The following is a 26,184-nucleotide window of genomic DNA, read 5'->3' as shown; positions in this document are numbered from 1 at the left end:
TTTTATGTACGGATTCGTAGATACTATAGCAGGAAGTGGTACAGGAAGCACTTCCTTATCACTGCAAACGGTATTTAACGGTAATAATTTAGATCAATTACTCACGGATGATAATGGCAGTTTTATCACTCTCACTGTCACAGGGAGAAGTAATTTAACACAAAGAGTACAAACAACCGAAGTCCCAGGAATGGATGGGTTATTAGAACAAACAGACCCTACCGTTAGTGAAAGGGAAATAACCATTAAATATAAGATAGAGGACAAAACAAACGAAGGGTTTAGAAGAAGGTACGACAGGCTTTTATCTTATTTAGGAGGATCTAAGAAAGTCTTGTCTTTCACCGACGAAGATGCTCTATTTTATGCGACATTATTAACAAACGAAACACCAGAAGAAGAAACTAATAATTTAATAGGAACGATAACCTTTCTTTGTTCCGATCCATTTAAATACGGCAAAGAACAAACCAAAACCTTTACATCTGATGTACTTAATTTAACCTATGACGGAACTGCCGAAGCATCGCCTATATTTGAATTAGAGGTATTAAAACCTGTTACTTTTGCTATGGTGCAGAATCAATTTGAAGAATATCAATTGATTGGAACCCCTTTAGAAGCTGATATGGAAACAGTAGATACTAGGAAATTACTCATCGAAGAACGAGGGGAAACATTAGATACATGGAGCAATACCCCTACTAAAGTAGATGGTGGCGTAGTAGCTGGTAGACTAAGCACAGATAATGATGGTATTACTGTGCCAAGTTATGGGCCAGATACAAATAATTGGCACGGTCCGGCGCTAATTAAAGAAATATCCCCATCACAAGACTTTGAAATTGAAATGATGGTTGAAGGAGAAACTGGTAAGCCAGATCAAACTTATCGAATTGAATTTTATGCTTATGATGAAAACATGAACGTACTTGGAAAAATGGCTCTACTAGATAAAAGTTTAGGTATAAACAATAAAATTGCTGAGGGGCGTATCGGAGGATATGAAGGAAGGCAAAAAAATTATTTAATAAGCTCACAAAATTATAGTTATGGCTGGCCTTTTTTCTTCGGCATGTTACGTTTGCGTAGGATTGGTAACCAATTCGAATTTTATGTAACACGAGTGGCCAATAATACAAAGCACGTTTTTAGTTTGAAAAAGTTATTTACCGATAACAACAATGAGTACATGGGTAAATTACGATATGTACAAATACACATCGGTAAATGGGCGGATTCGGCTAGAGCTTACGCACCTAAAATCTTGCATATAAAAGTGTTTAAACTAGCGCAAGAAACGGTCGATCAAACGCCATATATCGCTAATCCGGGCGATAAAATAACACTTGATAACTTTAACAAGGAAATATTATTAAACGGCGAAGACTCGAAGAACCTAAAAGATTTCGGAGGTTCTTTTTTTAATTTACACAAAGGCGATAACCAACTAGTAGTACATCCATCTAACAGTTTTAAAGCAACAGCTAAATGGCGTAATAGATATAGGTAGGTGATAAAGTGATACACATTATAGATAAGCAATCAGATGAGATAGTGGGCATTATTCCAAATGATGAGTTTTGGGATGATAATTATCACAGATCATTAGAAACAACCGCAGAAACGTTTGAATTTACAACATTTGCTGATCGGGATTATTCAGAATATCTAACAGGGCGTAACAAAGTCATCATTCCCGATGAGGACAACGGATATAGAGAGTTAACAATATGGCAAGCGGAAAAAGTGCATGAACACAGCAAACATATCGTTGTATTTGCTAAAGCCAGTTACAATGACTTACGTAAAGCACAAGTAATTAAACCCCAAACTTTAAAAAGCCAATCAGCAAGTACTGCGGCAGCTACTATTTTAAGGGGGACGGAATGGAGTGTCGGACTTGTAGAAAGCAAAGGAACACGAACTTTCCACATTGATAAACATACCGACCCTTATTCGATGTTAAAGAGAATCTCCACGGAATTTGACCTTGAATTAAATTTCCGTGTTGAAACAAGAGGCAACAAAATAACTGGTCGTTACGTTGACTTAGTTCAACGAATTGGACAGTGGAGAGGGCGGGAGATTGAGTTTGGGAAAGACTTGTTAAGTATTAGACGTATTGAGGATACGGATAATATTTATACTGCTCTTATCGGCTTAGGTCCGGAAAAGGACGGAACAAGACTAGAGGTATTAGTCGAAGATCATGACGCACTACAGCGCTGGGGCAGACGTGACCCTGTTACCGGAGAGTTGCGTCATATAATTGGAACGTACGAACCGCAGACTGAAAAAGACGAATTGTCTTATGACAGATTACGAGAATTGACTAAAAACGAGTTGGAGAAATGTATAGATGCCGCCGTTAAATATGAAGCAACTTTCGCTGACTTAGAACATGTCCCTGGAATGGAAAATGAAAAGGTACGTCTAGGCGACACGAATAAAATAAAAGATACTGCATTTAATCCTCCTCTCTATCTTGAAGCCAGGATTTTCGAAGTGAATGGGCCAATAAGTGACAAGAGTAAAAAAGAAGCTAAGTTGGGAGACTTTGTCGAATACACCGAGGAAGAAGTCAAAGCAATTTGGCAATCACTGCAGGAAGAAATCAAAAAGCGAATCAGCTATGACGAAATGGTTGATTACACGTATAACAAGTTAACCATCGATAACAAGGACGAAACGGTATTCGAAAAAGGGAAAACATTTGCGGAAGCAACCGGAATAAAAGCAGAGGAAAACGCAAAAGATTTTGCGGTTGAACAAGATAGCAAAATAAAATTAGACGTTGAACAATATGCTGATAATGTCGCAAAACAGGAAGCCCAATCCGCACTAGATCAAGCAAAAATGTACGCAGTTGCTAAAACTGTTTACGACAACAAAATGCAACAGATTGCGAGTGATATAACTGATAGAGCACCTCTCGAATATGTTGACGGTAAAATAGCTATTGTCGATGGTAGGCTCGATGATTTTAACATAAAAGTAGATGAAAAAGCGGATAAAACAACAGTCTACACGATAGAACAAATTGATAATCGTATCAATAACCTTGTCACTAAAACGCAATACACAACAGATATGAACGGGGTGGTACATCAGTTAGACAGCCACGGCACAAGAATCGGTCAAAATGAGGAAGCTATCGGTTTGAAAGCTGATGATACAAAAGTTGATAATATTAACAACTCGTTAACGCAAAAAATAGCAAACGTCGAGGTTAAAGCCGATAGCGTTACTACTAAGGTAGAAAAAGTTGAAGCCGAAGTCGAAGGACTTGAGGTTGGCGGAAGGAATTTATTAAAAGATAGCAATAACTTTAAAATATACAATACGTACCAAAGTTCAAAAGCAGAAGTAATAGAGAACGTCTCTGTCCCTGAGTGGGGAGCTACAGATGCAAGTAGGATTAAAACAAGTGGCGGAGATAGTCACGTAAAGCTTGTTGTAGATTCTGAGTACCTAAACGTGGAACAACCCCCAAAAGAAGGAGAAAAATTTGTAGTATCAGTATGGGTTAAAAACCTAGGAGATAATCCTCTTGTTGTTTCACCTAACGCAAGAGGAAAAAGAGTAACTGTGTTTAAAGGGGAAAATAAGAGAGTCGTGATACAAGCAGAGGGCACTGGAAGAGCATGGTTACAAATACAGTTTACTACTCCACAAGATGCATCTGATAAACCACTAGATTTTATTGCTTGGAGAGCACAAATAGAAAAAGGAAATAAGGCAACAGACTGGACTCCTGCACCAGAAGATACCGAAGCTGATATTAGTAATTTACAAGGTCGGGTAAATACGGCAGAAGGCGAAATTAAAACGCTGGCTGGCGAAGTAACCGCTAAAGCCAGTCAATCAATCGTAGACACGCTAAATCGTCGTGTTTCGACAGCAGAGTCGGAGCTTAAATTACTGCCGGGCGAAATAAACGCTAAAGTAAGCGAAGACGGGGTAATCGGCGCAATTAATGCGACACCCGAAAGACTGTTAATCGATTTCGACCGCGTTAAGATGACAGGGGAGTTAGAAGCACGACACATTAAATCATTAGCAGGGTTAAACGTTAATGATCAATTTAAGGTAGACAGTCAAGGTAAAGTAACAATCGGTAATGATAAAGTTATAATTGACGATAAAAGTATACGTATAATGAGACCGGACGGCGCTGTCGCTATGCAAGATGGTCTAATGGATACAGCTTTTATAGTTAGTGGAAATGACCCTCATTATATGACGGCGGGTAGGGTTAAAGGATCTGGTGTTACAATAGATGCATTTCGACCTGGCGGTAATTACTACCAAAATGCTGCACACATCTATGGGGGTACAAAGGGTAATTTAGACGGACGAGGTTTAGACGGTACTAATGAGGCTTATGAGGATGTAAGGGATAACTTAGGTGCTGTCGCGTTCCAAAAGTACGAGTTCAAACACTCTGCTAGATATCTAGTATTTAGATTTAGGAAATACGCAGGTGCAAAATTTAGTGTGCATGTTGTTAAAGGGACAAGCGATAAGACATCTGACCGTATATACTTTGAAATCCTCGAAAAAGATTTTGCAGGTATAAAGACATTTGTATGTGATTTAGGTAAACCTCAATTTAACACCAGAGAGGTTACTTTTAAGATAGGTTGGACACACAGCTGGGGTAGTAGGCAGGAAAATATAAGATTCATCATGGAGAGTGTATATCTAACAGATTTTGTTTAAAAAACAAAATAAGAGGTGTTAAAAAAATGGAAATAGAAACTTACAGTAATAATGATAAAGGTGATCTGGTTAAAGTATTCTTCTCTGTTGATAGCAATAATAATGTAGAAAGTATAACTGTAGGTAATCAAGTAGTCCCTGTTGGCAAAGGGTTTCAATTCTACGTTAAGAACTATGTAGCTGAACAAATTGACAAAACAGAGCTAATTATCTCAGATATTTTCCCGAAATTAAAGGTAAGAGAAGGGGAAGAGATAGAAGTACCTACCGAGGAACAGCAAAAGCAAAAAGAGATTGAGGAATTGGAAAGAAAATTAAAGGAATTGAGAGGGGAGGAAGATGTCCCAAATGAATAATTACTTGAAAGGTTTTAATGACGGATATAAAAAGGCGATGGAACAAATGCAGGAAAAAGGTAAAGTCGGTATTTGCTTTGATGGCAAAAAGATTGCAGAACAAATAGAACCAGATATAACTTTATTGCAAAAGAAAAAAGAACGTACTGAAAGATCATTTCGCGCCTAAAGGCGTTATTTTTATGTACAGGGGGTTAATCATGAGTGAAAAAGAACAATGGTATGACAACAAGGAATTACACGCACAAATAACATCATTATCAGGGCAAATTAGAGATTTAGGGCATGAGATGCGAGAAACTCGTACAATGATCAAACAATATAATGGTTTGCGTGAAAAAATAGAAGTTGTCGAGGATAAAGTAGAAAAAATCGAAGCATTAACAGAAGGTAAAAAAACATTTGCTGAAGCTATTCGCCTATGGGGTGGATGGCTTTTTGCTTTGATTACGTTGGTTATATTGCTGATTGATAAATTTTAAGGAGTGTTTTTATGGTTAATATATCGTCAAATAAAGGTTCGTTGGTAGTTAAAGATAACGGTGATATAGTGATTAAAGCTTGTGTGGAGGATAGATTAAAAGCGCTAGAAAATAGAGTAGACATGTTAGAAGCGGAAAACAAACAATTAAGAAATGACTTGATGCAGTACGTTGACGTGAAAACGACTATGGCTGAAAAGAAAGCAGAAAGCTATTTAAACAGCTAGTCCAATCGGGCAAGCCGTTTTTTAAAAAAAGGAGGAATTAACATGAAACAGGCAATTGTAAGGTTAGTTGTGTTAGCTATTCTGCTGATTAACCAAACTCTAATTATATTTGGCTGGAATCCGTTGCCATTCAGCGAAGATCAAATATACGAAGCTGTATCAACAGTTGCAACAGTAGCTATGGCAATTTATGCATGGTGGAAGGACAACAACGTTACTAAAAAAGCACAACACAACGATAAATTTCTGCGTGATCGGGGGTTGAAATAATGCCTAAAATCACTAAAGATTTTATACCGGTATCACAAAAGAAACAACGCCCAGGATTTCGCATGAATCCAAAATACATTACAGTACACAACACTGCCAACTCTAATAAAGGCGCTGACGCAGAAATGCATAGCCGCTACTTGCATAATGGTGCAGGTGGTCGTACAGTAGGATGGCATTTTACAGTTGATGACAAAGAAATTTATCAGCATTTACCTACAAATGAAAATGGCTGGCATGCTGGTGATGGTAATGGAAACGGGAATATGAAGTCTATCGGCATAGAGATATGCGAAAACAGTGACGGTGACTTTGATAAGGCTGTTAAAAATGCCCAATGGTTAATTAAAAAATTAATGAAAAAGCATAATATCAGCATTAGCAATGTAGTGCCACACAAGCACTGGACAGGAAAAAATTGCCCACGACTTTTATTAGGCATGTGGGAAACATTTAAAGATGGCATCAGAAATAGTAAGTCAACTAGTATTAGGGAATCAACTAAACCATCCAGCAAGAAGTATCATAGTATAGTGGATTATCTTAAAGCCCGTGGCATAGATTCAAGCTTTAATAATCGCAAGCGTTTAGCTGCCAAATACGGTATAAAAAATTATCGTGGCACAGCTAGCCAAAACGTTGCGTTGTTAAATAAATTACAGCGTGGTTCTACGGTATCCAGCAAACCAAAATCATTTAAACCTGGTCAGCGAGTAACACTAAAAAGATCAGCCGTTAAATACGCCACAGGACAGCACATACCGCCTAGATATTTAGGTAAGACTTATACTATTCAACAGGCTAAAAGCGACCGTGTATTGCTTAAAGAGCTTTACAGTTGGGTGTATAAAAATGATGTGCAATAACAATATTAAAAGCCTACTCCTTTTATTGGGGTAGGCTTGAATATTACATCAATATCCTCATAATAAAGTTTTACCATTTCTATTCCCCTTTTCGTTTTTTATTTTTAAGGCGATTAATCATTAAGTAATCTTTTATCAATTATCCATGTTTTTCCGATTTTTTTTGCTTTTATTTTACCTTCTGCACAGTGATTTTTCACTGTCCCCGGAGACAGATTAAGTATCTTTGCAGCTTCCTCCACTCCGATCATGTTATTTAATGCGCTTTGTTCCTCATAATATGAATGCAAATACTGTGGACTGAGTGGTTCATTTGAAAATTCCTTCTCGTCCATGTCTGATAATATTTCCTCAAACATGTTGAAAAGAACCATTTCATCATTCCCGAACTTTGGAGCGTACTCCATAAGTTCAGCATGTATTTTTTCAAAAGCGATAGCAGGCTTTTTGCTAAATCGTGACATATGCTTTTGAGCAATAGACGGCTTACCACTTTCAAATACTTTGTTACTTAGTATGTTTGCTATTGCTAATAAACGACCAAATTTTTGATCTCTATCCATAGTTAATTCCTCCTTAATTTCCATAAGCTAATTTTAGTGAATTATGTGCAAGTTGATAAACAGTTGCATTAGGATTCTTTTCATATAATTCCATCCCTAAATCAGTAATACCCTCAATGTTTTCCAGTAAAAAACTAGACATTTTTCTTTCCCCATAGATGAGGGTTTCACCAACATAAAGCGGAGCAGTTTCTATTCTAATAATTTCTTGTTTTATTTTGTTTCTCATTTTCTTTTCCCCGTATAATGCGTCACCGCATTTATTAACTATCTATAATATACCAAATGCGTTATCGCATGTCAACAGGAAAACAAAACTTTTTTAAATTTATTTTTCCATAAAATAACACGCACAAACGTTCCGTTTTGTGTTATTATAGGAACAAACGTTCTAAGGTGGTGTAATCATGTTAGGGTTGTTTAAACGGTCTATAGAGAGTAAACAAAAGATAATCATCTTTTATATTGACAGTGAAAACAAAGTAACTGAGCGCTACATACGTGTATTGAGAATCGACAAAGATAGTATTTTAGCCTATTGCTATTACAGAAGAAAAGTAAGAACATTTAGTATGGAAAATATATTATCGGCCGGAAAGGTAAGAAAGAAGGTTGGTGCATAATGGTAAATGATCGGGGTACTATTAAATGGACATCTATCATGATGCCCGAACACGTTGAAATGTTGGAAGAAATATGGAAAGAACAAGAACATAAAGAAAAACCGATACTAGACGAACAACAAATAGAAGAAATTAACCAAAAGCTATGGATGGCGTTGGTAAATGGTTTAACAATTGAATTGAAGTATTATGATAAACACGACTTTTATAAAGCTAAAGGCAAGATAACCAGCATTAATAGGCAAAATAAATACATAGACATAGCTGGGCAACGCCTGCCATTTGAAAATATTATTGATGTGTGGATAGATTAAAACCACTTAAAATTAAAAAAATAAGTTAAAAAACTTATCTGAAAGTAACTATTTTAAACAAAAGTTGTTTTAAATGGTGCTTATTTATACTATAATAGGCATATAGACTTGTTTTGAAAAAAATCTGAATTTTTAAGGAGGTATAGTCTTGGAAGAAGTTAGAGCGATTGATATTGCTAAATGGTTTATAAAGCATAAACTTGATTCCCCTAGAGATACTTTTGATGGCAATATGAAATTGCAGAAGTTATTATATTTTGCTCAACTGATTCATTTCGCGAAACACAATAAATTGTTATTTCCCGAAGAAATGAGGGCTTATGAAAACGGTACTGTTATTAATGATGTACGCTTGACTTATAGAAACGAGTTAGATCATCTAATAGATCAAGCTGAGGATTTCGAAGGGTTTAATAGTCCTGAAGTTAATTATACTTTAAATTTAACATCGGAAATATTTGGTAATATGGATGCGAAAGAACTTTCAGAGTTGAATCATGAGTTTGTTAGTTGGAAAGTGCCTTTTAAAGAATCACAAACTAATCAACCTGGGCGTTATATGAGAGAAAAAAATGTTATTAAGCCGTTAGATGGTTTGTTCATGGAAGATGTAAACAATGTAAAACAAATGTTAGAAGCATATAGCGAGAATGAGGATTATATGAATTACGAAGTAGTAAATGGGGTCACATTTTATTATAACTCAAGCGAAATACGCTTAGACGAAAAGACATTAGCAAAACTGGAAGAGTTGAAGTGTTCAGATGAAGTATATACGGTAACAATGGATAAAGAGCAAGGGCTAATTATATCTTGATTATCCCTGGACATGTACTAGCTCTTCAACTTCCGTTTGCTAACGGAGCCCCATGTAATGCAAAGAGACCTTTTCTTGTAATAGATAAAAATAACGGAACTCTTGATCTTCTTAACATATCATCGACTAGAGGGAAGGAGAAAAAGTTACTTTATCCTTCAAACGAGAAGATAAAAAACTATTTTCCTCCTCTAGATCAACCATCTTTTTTGAAATTAGATGAATTATATACTATAGAATATTTTAACGACCTACATAAATCTATTTATAAACGTAGGAAACCTATCATTCCTAGTGAATTTAATAGGCTACTACATAAGTTTTATACTTATAAACAAAAAAACGAAGTAAAAGCCGTTAGATATATTGAGAAAATGGTGAGACAAGAAAACTTTTTGTGATTTAATAAGTTTTTTAAAAAAACAAAAGCCCCGTAGTAAGGGCTTTTTTGTATTTTACTTAAATAACTTCTTAATCAGTTGAGAGTGCAAATACTTCTATAGGATACTGAAGGAAATTATTTGGTTACAATACAAGAATAAACTGAAAGAAGTGTTTAAATAGCAAACATTGATGTGGATTAAAAGTCCTTATTCGAGGGGCTTCCCAATGAAAGAAGGTGTTAAATAGAGTTGTATAGGGTGTTTATAAAATTAATATATGAAATAAAACACATAATTGTGAATATAAATTAACTGTAGATTTACGGGGAGAATTAGAAAAAAAGCCCCAATTAAGGGGCTCATAAAATAGGATCGGAGCTAACCCTAAATTATTATATGCAAATTATTTTCAAATAGTGCTTCTTCTTTACAGTTCGATCAGTTATTAGTAATATTTTCATGATTTTGTGGTATACTTAGATGAGAGGGAGGAGAATTTAACCGTCCCTCCGCATTCCCCTAACTTCTGCTTCAGTTTCTCATTTTCCAAACTCTCCCTTCAATTAGCTAGTTAAGCAACTAATATCGGGAAACTGAAGCTGTTCTCTTCCCTTAGTCATCCGCATCAATTTATATATTAAAATAAAAAACTCTTGAATAAGAACCTACGTTCTTCTATAATGGTGGTGAAAACAAATGTTCTTATTAAGGAGGTTATAAAAATGACTGCTGTGCCAAAACCACCAAAGACGAAGAAAAGGTCAGCTAGTAACAAGCCAAATTTAACAGAGGACAGACTAGTTGAGTTGTCCGAAAAACTAGGGGAAGCACTGGAATTTAAAAATGAGGTAACGATCACTACATATAACAGAGGGAAATATGAAAAGTTTACAGGAGTTATCCAAAGTGCTAACCCTGAAACAAAAATGATTACTTTTGATGTTGGTAATTATCAGTATCATAAAATAAGTGCTAATATTATTGTGGATGTAGAATAAAGAGAAGGTTGTTATGCCTTCATTTTTTCAGTTTTACAAACTAGTAAAAAATTCATAAATATGTTTCCGCAATCTTTCCCTTTTAGTGACGTGTTTATAGTAGAATGGGGACAAAAGACGTAATAAAAAGGGGAATTTATTAATGACATTTATATTAAAAATTATTGCTATTTTAGTTGGTGCGTTTATATTAACGGTGTTCGGAGGAGTAATGATCACATCTACAAAAGACAAAAAAGAAGAATCGTCAGGTATAGGTATTTTAATCATATTCCTTATATCTGCAGCATCACTAAGTTGGGCTGTGTTTTGGCTATAGATTATAGATACGGTGTAGATTCATTGCAAGTTACATTTGATAAATATAAAATAAGTAATAAGAGAAGGTTGTTATGCCTTCTCTTTACACAAAAATATTTTTTACACATATTTTACACATAAAAAATTACACCCTTGATATATCAATACTTATAGCTTATATTCGAATCCTGCCGGGGGCGTTAAATTGATATGACTGTAATTGTAGGTGATGTGACTAACGTAAATCTTACTATATGTCATACCTTAAAAAAATCATTAATCGAATAAACTAGAGGTATTTTATGCCCTCTTTCCTAATTAACGGGAAGGGGGTTTTGCATTGTCGAAACTAGGTAAATTCATTATCAAACGGAGAACGGAAGCTCGGCTCACTTTCAGAAAAAAACTCAAGTTTGCATCGGACAGGCTATTTAGGAGAGGCGAAAAGAAAAGAATACATTAAAAAGGCTGTAGTTGGTCACATCCTCGTACAAATGTTGATGAAAGGGGAGAAAAGGTTAACTACCAAATAATTATGTTATCGGAGTACCATTGGAGTCTTTTTTAAAGAAAAAGAGGTCGATTGGAGTGGTTGCTCACTCATTTAAAAATGATATTACTCTTGCGGCAATTCCTGGTAAAAATATAAATTCTTTAGTGATTGACGAATTTACTGCTAAGAAAGTTTTGAATGCTGAAGGGTGACAGGTCAAATAAGTAAGGTGTCAGTGCGTCTATAAAGCCGGATTTTATAATATCACTTGTAATTTTGATAGGACTTATTGATAGGAACATTCTTTCTTAAGTTAATAAATAGGTTATAGTTTGAGGATACAAACTTGTCACTTCTATTCTGAGATGTTGTGTGTGATAACCTCAATTATCTAAAAAATTAGGGGAGGCAAGTTTTTTGTTGAAAACTGCCATGAAATCAATCAAAACATAAGTTTTTAATAAAGAACTTTTGACAATTCGTTTAATGGAAGGGGTATAGGAAAAGGAAATGCCCCCAAGTCTGACTTAGAAAGGTGGGAAACCCTAAAACCAGAAGACAAGAAGGAAATATTCAATTCCTTTCTACTCATTTATTTAGGTTCAACTATTTGGATGTTAGGATTTTAATGTTACGATGATCTATTTTTTTCAGAATGCAAAATAAATTATTCCGTCTGTTTTCCACTAGATAACTATTTTGGTAAGCAAACATATCCTGATTAACCTTTCCTACATCCCCATACCCTGATTAGCCCAGAGCTTAAAAAAGCCATTTTTCTTAATCTTATAAGCTTAAAAAAGCAATATACCTTTTTGACCCTTTTTAAAATTAAAAGTAATGGGACTAATAGATGCTTTTGCAGACAAGTAATTAATACCCAAAGATGATTGAATAACTACTCATTCTATTGCTGTAGCCGTTTCATACGTAACGGTAACAATTTTAGTAGTAACTATGTTACCTATAACTACATGTACTTGTTGTACAATTAATATCAGCCGTTACTTTAAGCGGATTTCCACATAGTTTGTAGTTGTTGTATAAACAAACTTGTAAGTTTCACGATATGCAAAAGGCATTAAACCTTCTTTAGAATGATTCTCCTCCGTCAAAACACTAATCTCATCTTTAATAATATTTTCATGCCTTTTTAAAGATAATATTTACCATTCCCCTGATTCATTCTTAATATATGGTACAACATAAAGCCGCAAATATCTCAGAATAAAATGCATTATCACTATCGCCAATTTCTTCAGCAACTACATTGTTCAAGCCAAAATGAACTAAAAATAGAAAACCGAAATTAAACCAGATTGTAATCACGAGAAGATGTCCAATGTAAACAGACAAGAACCTCTCCTAGAAGAAATAATTTCTTTTGGCGGAATAATTTTTACAAAATAATAGACGAATATCATGCTTGCTTCTCGCTATACTCGATAAATTTCCGATACATTTTCTCAATAACAATATAAAAAGGAACAAACGATACAATTTCTACTCCTTTCTTTGTCATTTCAGGTGTTGTTGTAGCGTATATGTTTTGCGGCGACATCTGTGCGAGCTTGTTATTTTTTAAATTGGTAATTGTGATAACGTCTATTCCTTTGGCATTTAATTGTTTAATATTTGGCAGCATAGAAGGCGTATCTCCGGAAAGAGAAATAATAATGACTAAATCATTAGATTTCATCATTGGAAGCATCGTGTCAAACTCTACCTGATCATGGATGATAATCATAAATATTTGAACCATGGAAAACAATCGTTGACATTCCGAAGCACACATTAATTGTGCTGTTCCTGTACCATGGATATAAATTCGGTCTGCTTCATATATTTTTTTGCTAATACTGTCAAAGTCAACTGATTTTAAGTTTTTAAGTGTTGTTGCTATGTCATTTTCTAATACTTCACTAAAATTGCCGCCTTGATGTTGCAACTCTTCTTCCCATTTCAAAAATACTTTAAATTCGCTATAACCGCTAAAACCTAATTTCTTGGTTAGTCTATGAATAGATGAACGAGAGGCAAAACAAACATCTGCCAATTCATTAATACTTAGATCATAGCAAGTATCTTTATGACTTAATATATATTTAAGTACATGCAGATCATTTTCGTTTAATTTTTCATAATTTTCGTTAATTACCTTCTCTAACCTCATCGGACACTCCTGCCTTGTATTTATAAGTATTATATCAAGTATAGCATAGACATAAAAAATCAATACAACGTATGGAGATACTTACATTTTGCTTACATAAGCGAGAACGTTTCCAGAAAGGCTTCTTTGTTTTTCGCTATCTGTTAATAACTTAAAGAGCGACAATCATTCATTTAAAAATTAACCGATCCTGTAGAGACAAATTTTTTTCCTCCCATATGTCAGTCGTCGCTAACCGATAAAAAACGCTTTGGGAAAATTCCCAATAAATGAAAACGCGTTCATACAAGTTATCGTTTTCCCTAATAGCCTTGAACGTATTGAAGTATTAGGTATTCCACTTTTATACTTGAATTAGGAAATGAAAACGGAATCATAAGAAGCAAATCGTCATTATCATCCCTTCATTTTCCATTTCCTAGCTTCATGTAAGATTTTCAACTAACTATAAATAAGGTGGTGGAGAATTTGAATGCAATACGTAGGTTTGGGAGTGCGATGATCGTCCCTGTCCTGTTATTTCCTTTTTTTGGTATTGTTGTAGGATTAGCTATACTTTTTAAAAATGAATCAGTGATGGGGGATCTTGCCAATCCTGATGGTATGTGGTACCAATTCTGGACATTGATTGAAAATGGTGGCTGGACAGTTTTTAAACAGATGGAGCTTCTATTTGTTATAGGGTTACCGATCTCGTTAGCTAAAAAAGCGCCTGGTCGTGCGGTCCTATCGGCAGTAGTAGGTTATTTAATGTTTAACTATTTTATTAATGGAATATTAACGCTTTGGGGGCCTGCATTTGGGGTCGATTTTGCGGCTGAGGTTGGAGGAACTAGTGGTTTAAAAGAAATTATTGGAATTAAAACATTAGATACGAATATTATTGGAGCTATCTTTATTTCAGGTATCGTGATTTGGCTTCATAATCGTTATTATGAGAAAAAATTGCCGGAATCGATTGGAATTTTCCAGGGTGGACCATTCGTTGTGATGATTTCTTTCGTAGTAATGATACCACTTGCTTTTCTTACAAGCTGGGTATGGCCAATGGTTCAAAATGGGATCGCATCTTTACAGGACTTTTTAGCTTCTTCTAGTTATGTTGGTGTTTGGTTATTCCATTTCCTAGAGCGCATTTTAATACCGACTGGATTACATCATTTTATTTATACACCATTTGAATTTGGACCTGCAGTTATTGATGGAGGTATGAAATCATATTGGATTTCCCATTTAACGGAATATTCCCAATCTACAGAGCGATTAAATGAAATTTTTCCTGGTGGTGGATTTTTATTACAAGGAAATATAAAAATGTTTGGTTCTATTGGTATTGCTCTTGCGATGTATCATACGGCTAAGCCAGAAAAACGTAAAAAAGTTGGAGCATTATTGTTTGCAGCAGCATTAACAGCTGTATTTGCCGGAATTACAGAGCCACTTGAATTCACTTTCTTGTTTATTGCGCCATATCTATTTGCCATTCATGCTGTTTTAGGTGCAACGATGGTAACGATTATGCATGGATTTGGACTAGTAGGTAATATGGGTGGCGGTTTAATTGAAATTGCTGCAACCAACTGGGTGCCACTCATGGGGAATCACTGGGGTGTATATGTAGCACAATTTATCATTGGTTTTATCTTTATTATTATTTATTATTACACATTCAAATTATTAATTTTGAAGTTTGATATCCCGATGCCGGGACGTGAAACGGGTAGTGGTGAAACAAAGCTTTACACGAAAAAGGATTACCGGAGAAGTAAAGAGCAGACAGCTGCAGCACGAACAGCTGATTTTGAACAATATGATAATGAATATGATCGAAAAGCCGCTGTTTATTTGGAAGGGCTTGGCGGTGCAAAAAATATCGAGGATGTAACAAACTGTGCCACACGACTACGTGTCACGGTAGTAGATCCAAATAAAGTACGAGATGATACGTATTTTAAAGAAGATGGGGAAGCGCACGGGGTGGTAAGGAATAACAAGAGCATTCAAGTTATTGTTGGACTTTCTGTACCACAGATCCGTGATTCCATAGAAGTAATGATTAACGAAGCGAAAAATTAACTTACATCAAGGAGGAAAAATGAACATGAAAAAATTTGCAATTACAATCGCTGGCGGAGGCAGTACGTTTACACCCGGGATCATTTTAATGCTGTTAGAAAACCTAGACAGATTTCCCATTAAAGAAATAAAATTATATGATAATGATGAGAAGCGACAAGGGACTGTGGCAGGAGCATGCCGAATCTTATTGAAGGAAAGAGCTCCAGAAATAAACTTTGTAGAAACGATTGATCCCGAAGAAGCATTTAGTCATATTGATTTCGTTATGGCACATATTCGCGTTGGTAAATATGCGATGCGGGAACAAGATGAAAAAATACCATTAAAATATGGAGTTGTGGGTCAGGAAACTTGTGGCCCGGGTGGGATTGCCTATGGTATGAGATCAATAGGCCCGGTAATTGAGCTAATTGATTACATGGAAAAATATTCACCGAATGCATGGTTTTTAAATTATTCGAACCCAGCAGCAATTGTTGCAGAGGCAACACGCCGTTTACGCCCAAACTCTAAAATATTGAATATTTGTGATATGCCAATTGGTATTGAGGAATTAATGGCATCTGCAATTGGTTTGTCCTCCCGTAAAGAATTGGAAGTGAAATATTTTGGCTTAAACCATTTTGGTTGGTGGTTTGATATTCGTGATAAAGAAGGCAATGACTTACTGCCAAAGATTCGCGACCATGTTGCTAAGTATGGCTATGTTACTCCAGATGAAAGTAAGCAGCATTCCGATGCAAGCTGGAACAGTACATTTGCTAAAGCAAAAGATGTTCATGCGATTGATCCGACAACATTGCCAAATACGTATTTAAAATATTATTTCTATCCGGATTCTGTAGTAGAACACTCGAATCCTGAATATACTCGAGCTAATGAGGTTATGGATGGACGTGAAAAGTTTGTATTTGGCGAATGCCAAAAAATCATTGACAATCAAACGGCAGAAGGAACACAATTACACATTGATGAGCACGCTTCTTATATCGTCGATTTGGCTCGTGCGATCGCTTATAATTCGAAAGAGCGGATGCTTTTGATTGTGGAAAACAATGGGGCAATTAGTAATTTTGATCCAACAGCTATGGTGGAAATTCCATGTCTTGTTGGCAGTCAAGGTCCCGAACCACTAGTAATGGGAGAAATCCCTCGTTTCCAAAAAGGGCTTATGGAACAACAAGTAGCTGTAGAAAAATTGGTTGTTGATGCTTGGTGCGAAAAGTCATATCAAAAATTATGGCAAGCATTAACGTTATCCAAAATTGTACCAAGTGCGAAAGTGGCGAAAGATTTACTTGATGATTTATATGAAGCCAATAAAGAATATTGGCCAGAACTATCGTAAATAAATGCAGAAACGCTGTCTTAAAGAACATTACTTTGGGGCAGCGTTTTTTTATACTATAGAAAAGTATAAAATTTTAGGGTTTATCCCGCATGTAAGGTGCCCTAAGACTCCCACTTCAAGACCTGAATTGATACAAAAGGGTCAAAGTGGGAAACGGCACCTAAATGCCCGATTGGTTCAAGGGCATTTAGGTCATACCCTTGTGGTACTAACATTCCGTGTAAAAAGCATTCCACGGAATGAAGTTTCACTTTATCGTATAAGAAAAGCTACAGCTTTCGCTAAAGACTTGGCGACAAGCCAAGTTTTTCTAAATATAATTAAACTTTAGCAATAAAGTTAATTTGCCATTGTAAAATTTATGTATAAGTGAATGAGCCAATTGTTTAATGCCACAGACTTATTTTAGCATTTTTTTAAGGGGGATTGGACGGCCGGAAAGGTAAAATCAGTTCCATGTAATAATCTTGTTCATTGGAATCTAAGTTTAAAGGGAACCTAGGTAATATGGTTCCCTTCACCGATTAGTAAAATGAACTTAATCAGTACTCTAAAATAGGAGTTGTAAATTGTTTGTAAGTTAGCAGTCCTATGAATCTCTAGGGTTAATAATTCCATAGTATACTAAATTTTTATACTGATTTTCTTTCTTTACATGATCTATTAATACTCCTTCTTTTCTCATTCCTAATTTTTGTAGAACTCTTCCTGAAGCCAGATTTGAATGAAAGTATCGAGCAAATACTTTATGATATTGATTTTCATCAAATGCAAACTGTATGATAGCTTGTGCTGCCTCTGTAGCATATCCATTTCCCCAAAAATCTTCACCAATCCAATAGGCAATTTCACCATTATTGAATGTTTGATTGTTAGATAGAGCTATTGCTCCATATAATTTCCTTGTTTCTTTATCTGTTATAGCAAATTCATATATTTTATTAGCGTTAAAATTATCGAGATGTTGCTCCATCCACGATAAAGCATCGTCGATGGAATAAGGATAAGGCAAGTATAATGTATTTTTATACATATTATAACTGTTACAAAGCTTAGTGACAGTAGCGGCATCCGTCTTTTGAAAAAGTCGCAACAATAGCCTTTTCGTAGTAATTGTTTTATTTTCCCTATCATATTGCATCATACATCAATCCCATTCCCTATTTAATTGATCAACAGATCTAAATGGATATTATTCTCTATTTTTATTATTCGGCAAAAAAGGTCGGAAACCTTTATTAAATGTATTTTTGAAACATAAAATAACGGTTTGATTAAATATTCTATTAAGATAAATAATCTTAGACGAATTCTTTAAAATAAGAGGATGGAATATTCTATTTATAGTAAAGATGCAACTACGATGCAAGAATTAGTATAAATAGATGCTTTTTATTTAGAAACTAAACAATAGAACTAGACTAAAAAATATTATTTGGATTAAAAAAATAGCAATCAACGGTTAAAAATGCCAGTGAAAGGAGGAATTGTTATTATTGAAGCAGAGCAGTATGAAAAAAATCCCTTTTACTATTTATCTTAATTTCAGTTGCATGTGAAGGAAAGTATCAAAACTTAGTGCTGAACAAGAAATTTTAGATGTGAAAGCCGCTTTTGAAAATTGAAGTAGGTACATAGTTATGATCAATCCTGGTCATGGAGGAAGGAATCCATGCAATAACCTTTATGAAAAAGATAGAACCTTAGTAATCCATAAGCGATTGAAAAATCCTTACGAAACGCTGGTGCAGATGGTATAATGACAAGGACAGTTAGAGGTTAAAAGATCTTTAGATGGAAAAACAGCAATGAGAATAAACAATTACCGGATGCATATATTAGTATCCAATATAATGCTTTCGAAGGTTCTAGTGTAGGCGGCTTTAACATTTATTACTTACAAGAACCGATTTAAGGTTAGCTGAGCATCTATTGAGTTAAGGGATCGAGGTGTTCTCCATAATAGTTATTACATTTTAAAAGATAATTAAGCTTTTCTATATTTATAGAGTTAGAATGTATGATGAACCCGAAGAATTAGTAACTATTCATTCGGATAAATATAATAAGCAAGCAGGTAAGCAAATTAAAATAATAATAAAATTATCCATACTTTAGAAGTGTCAATTACTACCGTTTAGCTAGGTAAAATTAAATTTTTAATAGATTTTTTATCGTTTGTAGGGAGAGAAAGAAATGAAGCGAAAATATATTATCAGCTTTATCGTATTATTATTTGTGTTTGTATTCACAACGGCATGTGCAGATAGCGATAAACACTCAGCAAAAGAGGAACAAAATGGTGGCGAAAAAGAAGGAAAAAATATACAGCTTCCTGAGGGAGAATTGCAGAAATTAGACAGTGGTCAAGATGTTAAAGCATTACAGCAAGGTTTAAAAAAAATTGGTTACCAAATAGATAGTAGTGGGAAGTTTGATGCTGCTACAGTTTGGGCAATAACCGACTTGCAACTGCAACATGATTTATCAGTAACAGGTGTATATTCCCAGGAAACTGCCAAGATGATAGAACAGTTGCTTGCGAAAGATACCAGTAGCTATCAGCCGGGTAAAGCATTACCTGCTAAAGCAGAACCTGTAACAACCAATGATGGCTCGAATGTTTTAGCAAATCCGCATGAACAATTAGCATTGGTTAATAAAGAAAATGCATTGCCGGAAGATTATATTCCAGTCGATTTAGTTACGCCTAATGTTCCTTTCCCATTTAAGGAAGATTTACCAAAGAAAAAAATGCGTGACATTGCAGCTCCTGCATTAGAAGAACTATTTGCTGCTGCAGAAAAAGAGGGGCTCGAATTGTATGCACAGTCCGGTTATCGTTCCTATGATCGGCAAGTCAATGTCTTTAATTCTAATGTGCAGTCTTTAGGAGAAAAAGAGGCTAATTTAGTTAGTGCCCGACCAGGAGAGAGTGAACATCAAACTGGCTTAACAATGGATGTAACAAGCCCGGATATTAATTTTGATTTAACGACGGAATTTGCAAATACAGATGAAGGAAAATGGTTAGCAGAGCACGCAGCAGATTATGGATTTATTATCCGTTTTCCTAAAGGGAAAGAGGATATAACTAAGTACCAATATGAGCCATGGCATATTCGTTATGTAGGGAAAAAAGCAGCTAAGGAAATCATGGAAAATAATCTTACACTTGAGGAATATCTAACAAAATAAGTGAATGAGTTAAGACACGTAAACAGCACAATAGATTGGGTGATGTTACGTGTCTGTTTTTTAAGATCAGCACACAATGGATAAGTTCTTATGTAATATTCCGTTGATGAGGTCTACATGTCCGCCCTTTTCTTCCACACTTTTTCCATTGTGACGTACGTTGATAAAGTGTTCCCGCTTAAGGTAACTTTACCAAGATCATGATGAATCGCTTTTCTGGTATTATCCAATAGATTGCTCCATACGGTTCTTATTAAATTCGGTTCTATTTGCAAAGCGGCATTCTCTATTTCAAGATTAACATCAACAGTTGATTTAGTAGAAAAAATAGGTACTATAAGACAACTTTGGTTCGCATCTAAACGACTAAAAAGCGGACTTGCCCTCAGGCGCTGGCATACCTCTGTTACAGGAGCATGTTTTCTTTACTCGTCAGAAGTTCCAGTATGTACGTTGCTAATCAAGCGCTTTTCATTTTTGCTCTATATATTAGTGTTGGGTTCAGTTTCGCTGTAATAAATCTAAGTTTAACTAGTTGTTAATAAAAGTTTTGCGTGATCTCTAGCAAGAATGGTTTTTTAATCAGTAATTGAATTGTTATGGGATAATAAATGAATATCGATTATTAAAAAGCGCAGTTTGCCATTAAGAATATGACTCGCTGCGCTATTTATTATATGAACATCAGTTGCAACTTCTATAACATAACAGTTAGAAGCAAGTTCATGATGCATACATCATCGGGCAGGAGAATATAGGAGATAGTTTAAACCGTTACGGCACTAGGAATCGGCCACATCGCTTTATTTTCTGCCATATCCCAAAACATATATTCAAAATAGCTGGTTTTTACAACAATATCCTCTAAAATGGCAAGTTCATGCTCCGGTTTATCTTTGGCGATCGTATTTATTAAATCAATACAATCGTTTGCTAGTTTCGTAAATTCATCGGAAGAATACATCTGTACCCAATTGCCGTAAAACTCATGTTCTAAAGCATTTGGCCATGTTGCTAATGTTTTTCCAATAAAATTGTAGCTCCAAGCACAGGCTAGTACCGAGGCAACTGTATTTTCCACCCCACCACGCTGAGAAACGTTTAGCATATAACTTGTATAAGCAGTAGTTGTTGCTGCTGCTTCTGTTTCTTCCAGTTCTTGTGCGCTAATATTAAATTTGCTTGCATAGCTTCGATGTAAATCCATTTCCATATTTAATGTTCCATGTAATAAGTTGGCAAAAGTAGTCATCGTTGTTAAATCCGTTGCTTTTGCACTTCCTAAAGCAAACAGACGAGAATATTCCATTAAATAAACGTAATCCTGCTTCATCCAGTGCTTAAACTTCTCTTTATCCAACCAACCTTCGCCTAAGCCTTTGACAAAAGGGTGTTCCAAATAGGCCTTCCAAATTGGTTCGACCTTTTTCCATAAACGGTCTGTAAATAATGATCGCATGTTTTAAGCTCCTCTCCAATCTTATAATATTTTAATGCTGGAGAGGGTAACTTGTTGCAATTAAAAAACCCATTTACTAGATAAGTAGGAATGGGTTATGTAAGCGATCCTGATCGTTTTAGTGCCTACAAACGATTTCCACTTCCCTACGCTAGTGCGAACTAGATCAGGTTCAAAGGGTCAAGTTTCCTCTCTCAGCATTAAAATTGCTCCCCTAGTGAAACAACATATTTAGCTATATACTTGTAATTAAACCATATCGTAACGAAAAGAGCAAATAAATGTAAAAGAATTTAGATAATAAAAACAGTTCGATATAGATAGCTATGGTATTTTTTTATTTTAAATATGTTCAAAACTAAAAAATAGGTTATATCGTTTCTGAGGGAATTTTTGAACTTCTTATGGAGTGGGTTAGTAAAGTCTTAGAATCCAATAGAGCTAGCGTTAATGACAAAGGAGTGAAACCCCTATGGACTTGGAATTTTTACCGTCCAACATTCTATCTAGTTTAATCGGGATGATTTTTTTATTGTTTGGATGGTTAATTTGGAAGAAAAAACTGCTTATCCTTTTTACTGGTTATGATGAGTCAACTTTTAAAGGGAACAAAAATCAACTTGCTAAGGAAATGGGTATATTTTTCATCTGTTATGGAATAGCTATTATCTTTGTGCCCTATCATTGAAACATATCTTGCCGATTGGGTGTAATGGGGTTTACTAGGATTGCTTATCATAGCACTAATAGTAAGCTTGCTAAGTATAAAATACCTTTATTGATAGGTGGGTTGGCAGAAAAAAGGGTTTTCAATAAGGAAATCACTAGTTTTTCAAAAAATATTCATTTAAACGTGCGAAAAGGTGAACATTGCATGCAATTGGTCTGTTAAATCTATTTTGGATCAAGTACGATATAGGTAGGATTATTATAAGGAGAGGGTATCCATGCTTTTAGAAGTAATTGCAACGAATTTAACAGATGTAAAGGATGCAGCGCAATTTGGTGCAGATCGAATTGAACTTAGTCCTGCTATGACTGAATTAGGCATAACCCCTAGCTATGGTTTAATGAATAAGACAATGGAGGCTGTGAGTATTCCGGTTAATGTTATGGTGCGGCCCCATAGTCAATCATTTGTTTATAATAAAAATGATGTAGAGACAATGAAATCTGATATTGAAATGATAAAAAATCTTGGTGCAAATGGAATTGTTATTGGTGCTTTGACACCAGAACAAACGGTAGATGAGGAAGTAATTAAGCAGTTATTGGATGTAGCAGATGGTTTAGAAGTGACATTTCATCGTGCATTTGATTTTGCTCGTAATCAATTAGAAGCATTAGAATGCTTGGCAAAATATAGCCAAATTACAACGATTTTAACTGCTGGCGGAGATTATAAGGCTCCAGATGCCATTCCTCAGCTTAATCAATTAATTCATTTGGCAAAGGATACGCATTTATCTATCATGGTTGGCCACGGTTTAAGAGCAGAAACATTTGCAGATGTTTATCATCAAATAGAACCACAAGCTTTCCACTTTGGCTCAGGGGTACGAGTTAATGATTCATTTGATAAATCGCTTGATGCAGACAAAATAAAAAAAATCAAACAGATAATGCAAGTGTCTTAAAGCAATAAATTAAATGGTTAAAGGGAAGAAAAGAGCTATTCTTATTTTATTAATAGGATAGCTCTTTGTTTATAAACGCGTATTTAGAAAGTGTATTTCGCTCATTTAAGACTTTGTAATAAGTCTTCAAACTAAAGCTTGAGAATTATATCTCGGAGGACAAGGAAGCTTCCATAGCAATACCTCGCATGAAGAAAGAGTGGATTGCTTTTTCAAGAATAGGGAAGGCTTTTGATAGCCATACCTTTCGTTTTTAGCTTCATGGATAAACAACCCCTTAGAATAAACTTTCACTTTACTAGGCAAAATAATAGTAAACCAATCTGTTTTGTGTAATAATATTTTCAATAAAATTGAATTAAATAACAAATTTTTCTTATAATTTTACAAGAAAGTAGGGTGAGCCTTATGAATAATCTATTTGAACAAGGATATCTTGGTACGTATGTGCTGAAAAATCGGTATATTTTAGCCCCAATGACAAGAGTGAGTTCTGCTGAGGATGGGACACCGAATGAGCGGGTACACCGTTATTACGAACGATTTGCCAAAGGTGGTTTTGCTGTAGTTATTACAGAAGGAGTCTACCCTGATACAAAATATAGTCAAGCGTATAAATTTCAAGGTGGTTTAGCGACCGAGAAGCATGCCGCAGCTTGGAAGCCAATTGTTGATAGTGTGAAATCGCATGGATCATTAATGATTGCTCAACTAATGCATGGGGGAGCACAGACACAAGGGAATTACTATACAGATGTTACTGTAGCGCCATCACCATTTACTCCACCAATAGATAAAGCCGAGATATATTATGGAAGTGGACCTTATCCGGAAGCTAAGGAGTTGACAATTGAAGAAATCGAAGAAATAAAACAGGGCTTTGTGCAATCAGCTAAATATGCAAAAGCAGCCGGATTTAGCGGTGTTGAATTGCATGGAGCTAACGGCTATTTACTAGATGAATTTCTGTCTGAGATTAGTAACCAACGAACCGATCAATACGGCGGGAGTGTGGAAAATCGAGTTAGATTGCTTAAAGAGCTGATTGAGGAAGTCAGTAAAGCTATTGGAGGGACGATGATTTTAGGTATTCGAATTTCCCAATTAAAGGCAACTAATAAAAGCTACAAGTGGCCTGGTGGGGAAAAAGATGCAGAAATTATTTTCTCCGAGTTGGGAAAAACGAATGTTGACTATATTCATATTTCAGACGATGATGCAACTACTCCAGGATTTGGTGAAGGAACGATGACAATGTCAGAAGCGGCTAAAACATTTTCAGGAAAACCTATCATTGCTTGTGGTAACTTAGGCGATCCAAAAAAAGCGGCTGCTGTTATTGCAAAAGGCCAAGCAGATTTTATTGCCATTGCTCGTCAAGCGCTAGCTAATCCAGATACACCAAATCGTGTTCGAGAAGGGAAACCACTAGACACTTTTAATGGTAAAGCGATTCTGACACCAAAAGCATATGTTAAGGATTTTGAATTAGAAATGTAATGTCTAATACTGTCGTAAAAGTATAAGCATGTATGTATAGCTTATATTTTTACGACAGTTAATTAGTAGGGAAAAAAGTAGTCATTAAAACGAAACACCTGAACTTTTTTGTAAAAGCTATGCTTTGCTACATACGGGATACTTCTATTTCTTCATAATCAATTTCAAATCCGAGATCTTCTATCATTTGATAATCTTTCGTATCCGTTTGCCCAGCTGTCGTTAAATAATCTCCAATAAAGATCGAATTTGCTGGATATAAGCTAAGCGGTTGCACACTTCTTAAGTTTACTTCACGTCCGCCCGAAACCCTTATTTCTTTTGTAGGATTGATAAAACGAAATAGGCAAAGAACTTTTAAGCAGTATAGTGGATTCAATTCATCCGTACCTTCTAATTTGGTTCCTTCCATTGCATGGAGGAAATTTACAGGAATGGAGTCAGCGTCTAATTCTTTTAGAGCAAATGCCATTTGTATAACATCTTGTTTTGTTTCTTTCATACCGACAATGACTCCAGAGCAAGGAGATATTTGTGCGGCTTTTACTTTCGTAATTGTTTCAACGCGGTCTTGATAGCTATGGCTGGTAGTAATATGAGGATGATGATTTTTCGATGTATTTATATTATGGTTGTAACGATCCACACCAGCTTCTTTAAGTTGTTGCGCTTGTCCTGGTTTTAGTATTCCGAGACAAGCGCAAATTTTTAACTCATATTTTTCCTTGATTTCTTGAACAGCACTTGAGATATGATTCAATTCACGACTAGTTGGTCCTCGACCGCTCGCAACGATACAATATGTGCCAGCTTTTAATTGATGAGCTCTTTTTGCACCTTGTACGATAGAATCCTTGTCTAGCATTTTGTATTTTTGGATAGGATGTGTAGAATCTCGCGATTGAGCACAGTACCCACAAGTTTCAGGACATGCACCAGATTTAGTATTTATAATCATATTTAGTTTCACTTTATTGCCAAAATAGTGTTTTCTGATGAAATAGGAACTGTGTAATAACAGCAAAATATCTTCATCCGGACATTCCAATATAGATAATGCCTCCTTTTCTGTTAATGAATAACCTTCCAAAACCTCATTTGCTAAAGATAGATAATACAATGTATCATCCCCGCCCTTTTCATTATTGTTAACCAATATATTATTTATGTTAACAATAATGAAGTTGTAAGATGATGTCAACATTGTTTTTAAAAGAGAGCCATATCTTTTTCTTTGTTATAAGGGTTTGAAGTTGTTATTATTTAATCAAAAAGCATCCCACAAATTCTTATTTTACAGTAATTAAAAAGAATCCATTTTGAGAAAAGATTGGTTTAAGTTAAGTTTTCAAAAAAAGCTTGATTCATTT

At 35.3% G+C, this 26,184-nt stretch carries 27 protein-coding genes and 1 riboswitch; of the genes, 20 read left to right on the top strand and 7 right to left on the bottom strand.

All coding sequences use genetic code 11. From position 1 onward, the window contains the following. The first annotated feature begins 4 nt into the window (after positions 1 to 4). The 8 genes from BN1066_RS00660 to BN1066_RS20965 are packed head-to-tail and all read left to right on the top strand — an operon-like array spanning position 5 to position 6,926. On the top strand, positions 5 to 1,513 hold the full coding sequence (locus tag BN1066_RS00660; protein WP_077317570.1) for a distal tail protein Dit: 1,509 nt from the start codon (positions 5 to 7) through the stop codon (positions 1,511 to 1,513). An 8-nt stretch (positions 1,514 to 1,521) separates the two neighbouring features. Beyond that, entirely contained in the window at positions 1,522 to 4,725 is a 3,204-nt protein-coding gene (locus BN1066_RS00655; RefSeq protein ID WP_077317569.1) for a phage tail spike protein, read from the top strand. Between the two features lie 26 nt (positions 4,726 to 4,751). Continuing rightward, positions 4,752 to 5,081, top strand: a complete 330-nt coding sequence (locus BN1066_RS00650; protein ID WP_077317568.1) for a hypothetical protein — start codon at positions 4,752 to 4,754, stop codon at positions 5,079 to 5,081. After that, on the top strand, positions 5,074 to 5,250 hold the full coding sequence (locus tag BN1066_RS20045; protein WP_179104253.1) for a hypothetical protein: 177 nt from the start codon (positions 5,074 to 5,076) through the stop codon (positions 5,248 to 5,250). Before BN1066_RS00650 ends, BN1066_RS20045 begins: the two co-directional genes overlap by 8 nt. Before the next feature lie 31 nt (positions 5,251 to 5,281). Then, positions 5,282 to 5,563 (top strand): hypothetical protein, encoded by a 282-nt coding sequence (locus BN1066_RS00645; RefSeq protein ID WP_077317567.1) that lies wholly within the window; start codon positions 5,282 to 5,284, stop codon positions 5,561 to 5,563. Between the two features lie 11 nt (positions 5,564 to 5,574). Next, the gene (locus tag BN1066_RS00640; protein WP_077317566.1) at positions 5,575 to 5,790 is read left to right on the top strand and encodes a hypothetical protein; all 216 of its coding nucleotides are present in this window, start codon (positions 5,575 to 5,577) and stop codon (positions 5,788 to 5,790) included. Between the two features lie 42 nt (positions 5,791 to 5,832). Then, the gene (locus BN1066_RS00635) at positions 5,833 to 6,060 is read left to right on the top strand and encodes a phage holin (RefSeq protein ID WP_077317565.1); all 228 of its coding nucleotides are present in this window, start codon (positions 5,833 to 5,835) and stop codon (positions 6,058 to 6,060) included. Beyond that, positions 6,060 to 6,926: an N-acetylmuramoyl-L-alanine amidase gene (locus BN1066_RS20965; protein ID WP_077317564.1), complete on the top strand. Its 867-nt coding sequence runs from the start codon at positions 6,060 to 6,062 to the stop codon at positions 6,924 to 6,926. Before BN1066_RS00635 ends, BN1066_RS20965 begins: the two co-directional genes overlap by 1 nt. 113 nt (positions 6,927 to 7,039) lie before the next feature. Here BN1066_RS20965 and BN1066_RS00625 read toward each other — a convergent pair whose 3' ends face one another. Continuing rightward, positions 7,040 to 7,489 (bottom strand): helix-turn-helix domain-containing protein, encoded by a 450-nt coding sequence (locus BN1066_RS00625; protein ID WP_077317563.1) that lies wholly within the window; start codon positions 7,487 to 7,489, stop codon positions 7,040 to 7,042. Positions 7,490 to 7,502: 13 nt separating this feature from the next. Continuing rightward, a complete protein-coding gene (locus BN1066_RS00620) occupies positions 7,503 to 7,718 on the bottom strand; it encodes a hypothetical protein (RefSeq protein WP_077317562.1) in 216 nt (71 codons plus the stop codon). 178 nt (positions 7,719 to 7,896) lie between these two features. Between BN1066_RS00620 and BN1066_RS00615 the strand changes: the two genes are divergently transcribed. The 6 genes from BN1066_RS00615 (at position 7,897) to BN1066_RS00590 (ending at position 11,629) form a co-directional block, all read left to right on the top strand. Next, complete coding sequence (locus BN1066_RS00615) at positions 7,897 to 8,112, top strand: hypothetical protein (RefSeq protein ID WP_077317561.1); 216 nt, start codon at positions 7,897 to 7,899, stop codon at positions 8,110 to 8,112. Then, positions 8,112 to 8,426 (top strand): YolD-like family protein, encoded by a 315-nt coding sequence (locus BN1066_RS00610; RefSeq protein WP_143695712.1) that lies wholly within the window; start codon positions 8,112 to 8,114, stop codon positions 8,424 to 8,426. Before BN1066_RS00615 ends, BN1066_RS00610 begins: the two co-directional genes overlap by 1 nt. Positions 8,427 to 8,574: 148 nt before the next feature. Then, positions 8,575 to 9,243 carry a Panacea domain-containing protein gene (locus tag BN1066_RS00605; RefSeq protein WP_077317559.1) on the top strand — a complete coding sequence of 223 codons (669 nt, stop codon included), beginning with the start codon at positions 8,575 to 8,577 and terminating at the stop codon, positions 9,241 to 9,243. A 1,105-nt stretch (positions 9,244 to 10,348) separates the two neighbouring features. After that, positions 10,349 to 10,624 (top strand): YolD-like family protein, encoded by a 276-nt coding sequence (locus BN1066_RS00595; protein WP_179104252.1) that lies wholly within the window; start codon positions 10,349 to 10,351, stop codon positions 10,622 to 10,624. A gap of 142 nt (positions 10,625 to 10,766) precedes the next feature. Next, positions 10,767 to 10,943, top strand: a complete 177-nt coding sequence (locus BN1066_RS20040; protein WP_179104251.1) for a hypothetical protein — start codon at positions 10,767 to 10,769, stop codon at positions 10,941 to 10,943. A gap of 521 nt (positions 10,944 to 11,464) precedes the next feature. Then, positions 11,465 to 11,629: a sugar-binding domain-containing protein gene (locus BN1066_RS00590; protein WP_077317556.1), complete on the top strand. Its 165-nt coding sequence runs from the start codon at positions 11,465 to 11,467 to the stop codon at positions 11,627 to 11,629. A gap of 976 nt (positions 11,630 to 12,605) precedes the next feature. Here the strand turns inward: BN1066_RS00590 and BN1066_RS20035 are convergent. Then, on the bottom strand, positions 12,606 to 12,773 hold the full coding sequence (locus tag BN1066_RS20035) for a hypothetical protein (RefSeq protein WP_179104249.1): 168 nt from the start codon (positions 12,771 to 12,773) through the stop codon (positions 12,606 to 12,608). 64 nt (positions 12,774 to 12,837) lie between these two features. After that, positions 12,838 to 13,590: a MurR/RpiR family transcriptional regulator gene (locus BN1066_RS00585; RefSeq protein WP_077317555.1), complete on the bottom strand. Its 753-nt coding sequence runs from the start codon at positions 13,588 to 13,590 to the stop codon at positions 12,838 to 12,840. A 468-nt stretch (positions 13,591 to 14,058) separates the two neighbouring features. On the opposite strand from BN1066_RS00585, the gene BN1066_RS00580 reads away from it, so the two are divergent. Both BN1066_RS00580 and BN1066_RS00575 read left to right on the top strand, forming a co-directional pair. Continuing rightward, positions 14,059 to 15,666: an alpha-glucoside-specific PTS transporter subunit IIBC gene (locus BN1066_RS00580; protein ID WP_077317554.1), complete on the top strand. Its 1,608-nt coding sequence runs from the start codon at positions 14,059 to 14,061 to the stop codon at positions 15,664 to 15,666. Positions 15,667 to 15,691: 25 nt separating this feature from the next. Then, a complete protein-coding gene (locus tag BN1066_RS00575; protein WP_077317553.1) occupies positions 15,692 to 17,017 on the top strand; it encodes a 6-phospho-alpha-glucosidase in 1,326 nt (441 codons plus the stop codon). 592 nt (positions 17,018 to 17,609) lie between these two features. Here BN1066_RS00575 and BN1066_RS00565 read toward each other — a convergent pair. Then, positions 17,610 to 18,161, bottom strand: a complete 552-nt coding sequence (locus BN1066_RS00565) for a GNAT family N-acetyltransferase (protein WP_077317646.1) — start codon at positions 18,159 to 18,161, stop codon at positions 17,610 to 17,612. A 1,055-nt stretch (positions 18,162 to 19,216) separates the two neighbouring features. Here BN1066_RS00565 and BN1066_RS00560 point away from each other — a divergent pair. Next, positions 19,217 to 20,218, top strand: coding sequence for a D-alanyl-D-alanine carboxypeptidase family protein (locus tag BN1066_RS00560; RefSeq protein WP_077317551.1), 1,002 nt, complete (start codon positions 19,217 to 19,219; stop codon positions 20,216 to 20,218). A 766-nt stretch (positions 20,219 to 20,984) separates the two neighbouring features. On the opposite strand, the gene tenA is transcribed toward BN1066_RS00560, so the two are convergent. After that, the gene (gene tenA / locus BN1066_RS00555) at positions 20,985 to 21,677 is read right to left on the bottom strand and encodes a thiaminase II (protein WP_077317550.1); all 693 of its coding nucleotides are present in this window, start codon (positions 21,675 to 21,677) and stop codon (positions 20,985 to 20,987) included. Positions 21,678 to 21,803: 126 nt separating this feature from the next. Further along, a riboswitch (TPP riboswitch) is annotated at positions 21,804 to 21,903 on the bottom strand. A 246-nt stretch (positions 21,904 to 22,149) separates the two neighbouring features. Between tenA and BN1066_RS00550 the strand changes: the two genes are divergently transcribed. The 3 genes from BN1066_RS00550 to BN1066_RS00540 all read left to right on the top strand — a co-directional run bounded on the left by BN1066_RS00550 (position 22,150) and on the right by BN1066_RS00540 (position 24,814). After that, complete coding sequence (locus tag BN1066_RS00550) at positions 22,150 to 22,365, top strand: DUF3784 domain-containing protein (RefSeq protein ID WP_077317549.1); 216 nt, start codon at positions 22,150 to 22,152, stop codon at positions 22,363 to 22,365. A gap of 259 nt (positions 22,366 to 22,624) precedes the next feature. Continuing rightward, on the top strand, positions 22,625 to 23,314 hold the full coding sequence (locus BN1066_RS00545) for a copper homeostasis protein CutC (protein ID WP_077317548.1): 690 nt from the start codon (positions 22,625 to 22,627) through the stop codon (positions 23,312 to 23,314). Positions 23,315 to 23,722: 408 nt separating this feature from the next. Further along, a complete protein-coding gene (locus BN1066_RS00540; protein ID WP_077317547.1) occupies positions 23,723 to 24,814 on the top strand; it encodes an oxidoreductase in 1,092 nt (363 codons plus the stop codon). Between the two features lie 127 nt (positions 24,815 to 24,941). On the opposite strand, the gene bioB is transcribed toward BN1066_RS00540, so the two are convergent. Further along, on the bottom strand, positions 24,942 to 25,934 hold the full coding sequence (bioB, locus tag BN1066_RS00535; RefSeq protein WP_077317546.1) for a biotin synthase BioB: 993 nt from the start codon (positions 25,932 to 25,934) through the stop codon (positions 24,942 to 24,944). Positions 25,935 to 26,184: the final 250 nt, after the last annotated feature.

The organism is Virgibacillus proomii, from assembly GCF_900162615.1.
Classification (GTDB): Bacteria; Bacillota; Bacilli; order Bacillales; family Amphibacillaceae; genus Virgibacillus; species Virgibacillus proomii.
The sequence above is the reverse complement of the archived record's forward strand: the minus strand, read 5'-3'. Positions and strand labels throughout refer to the sequence as shown.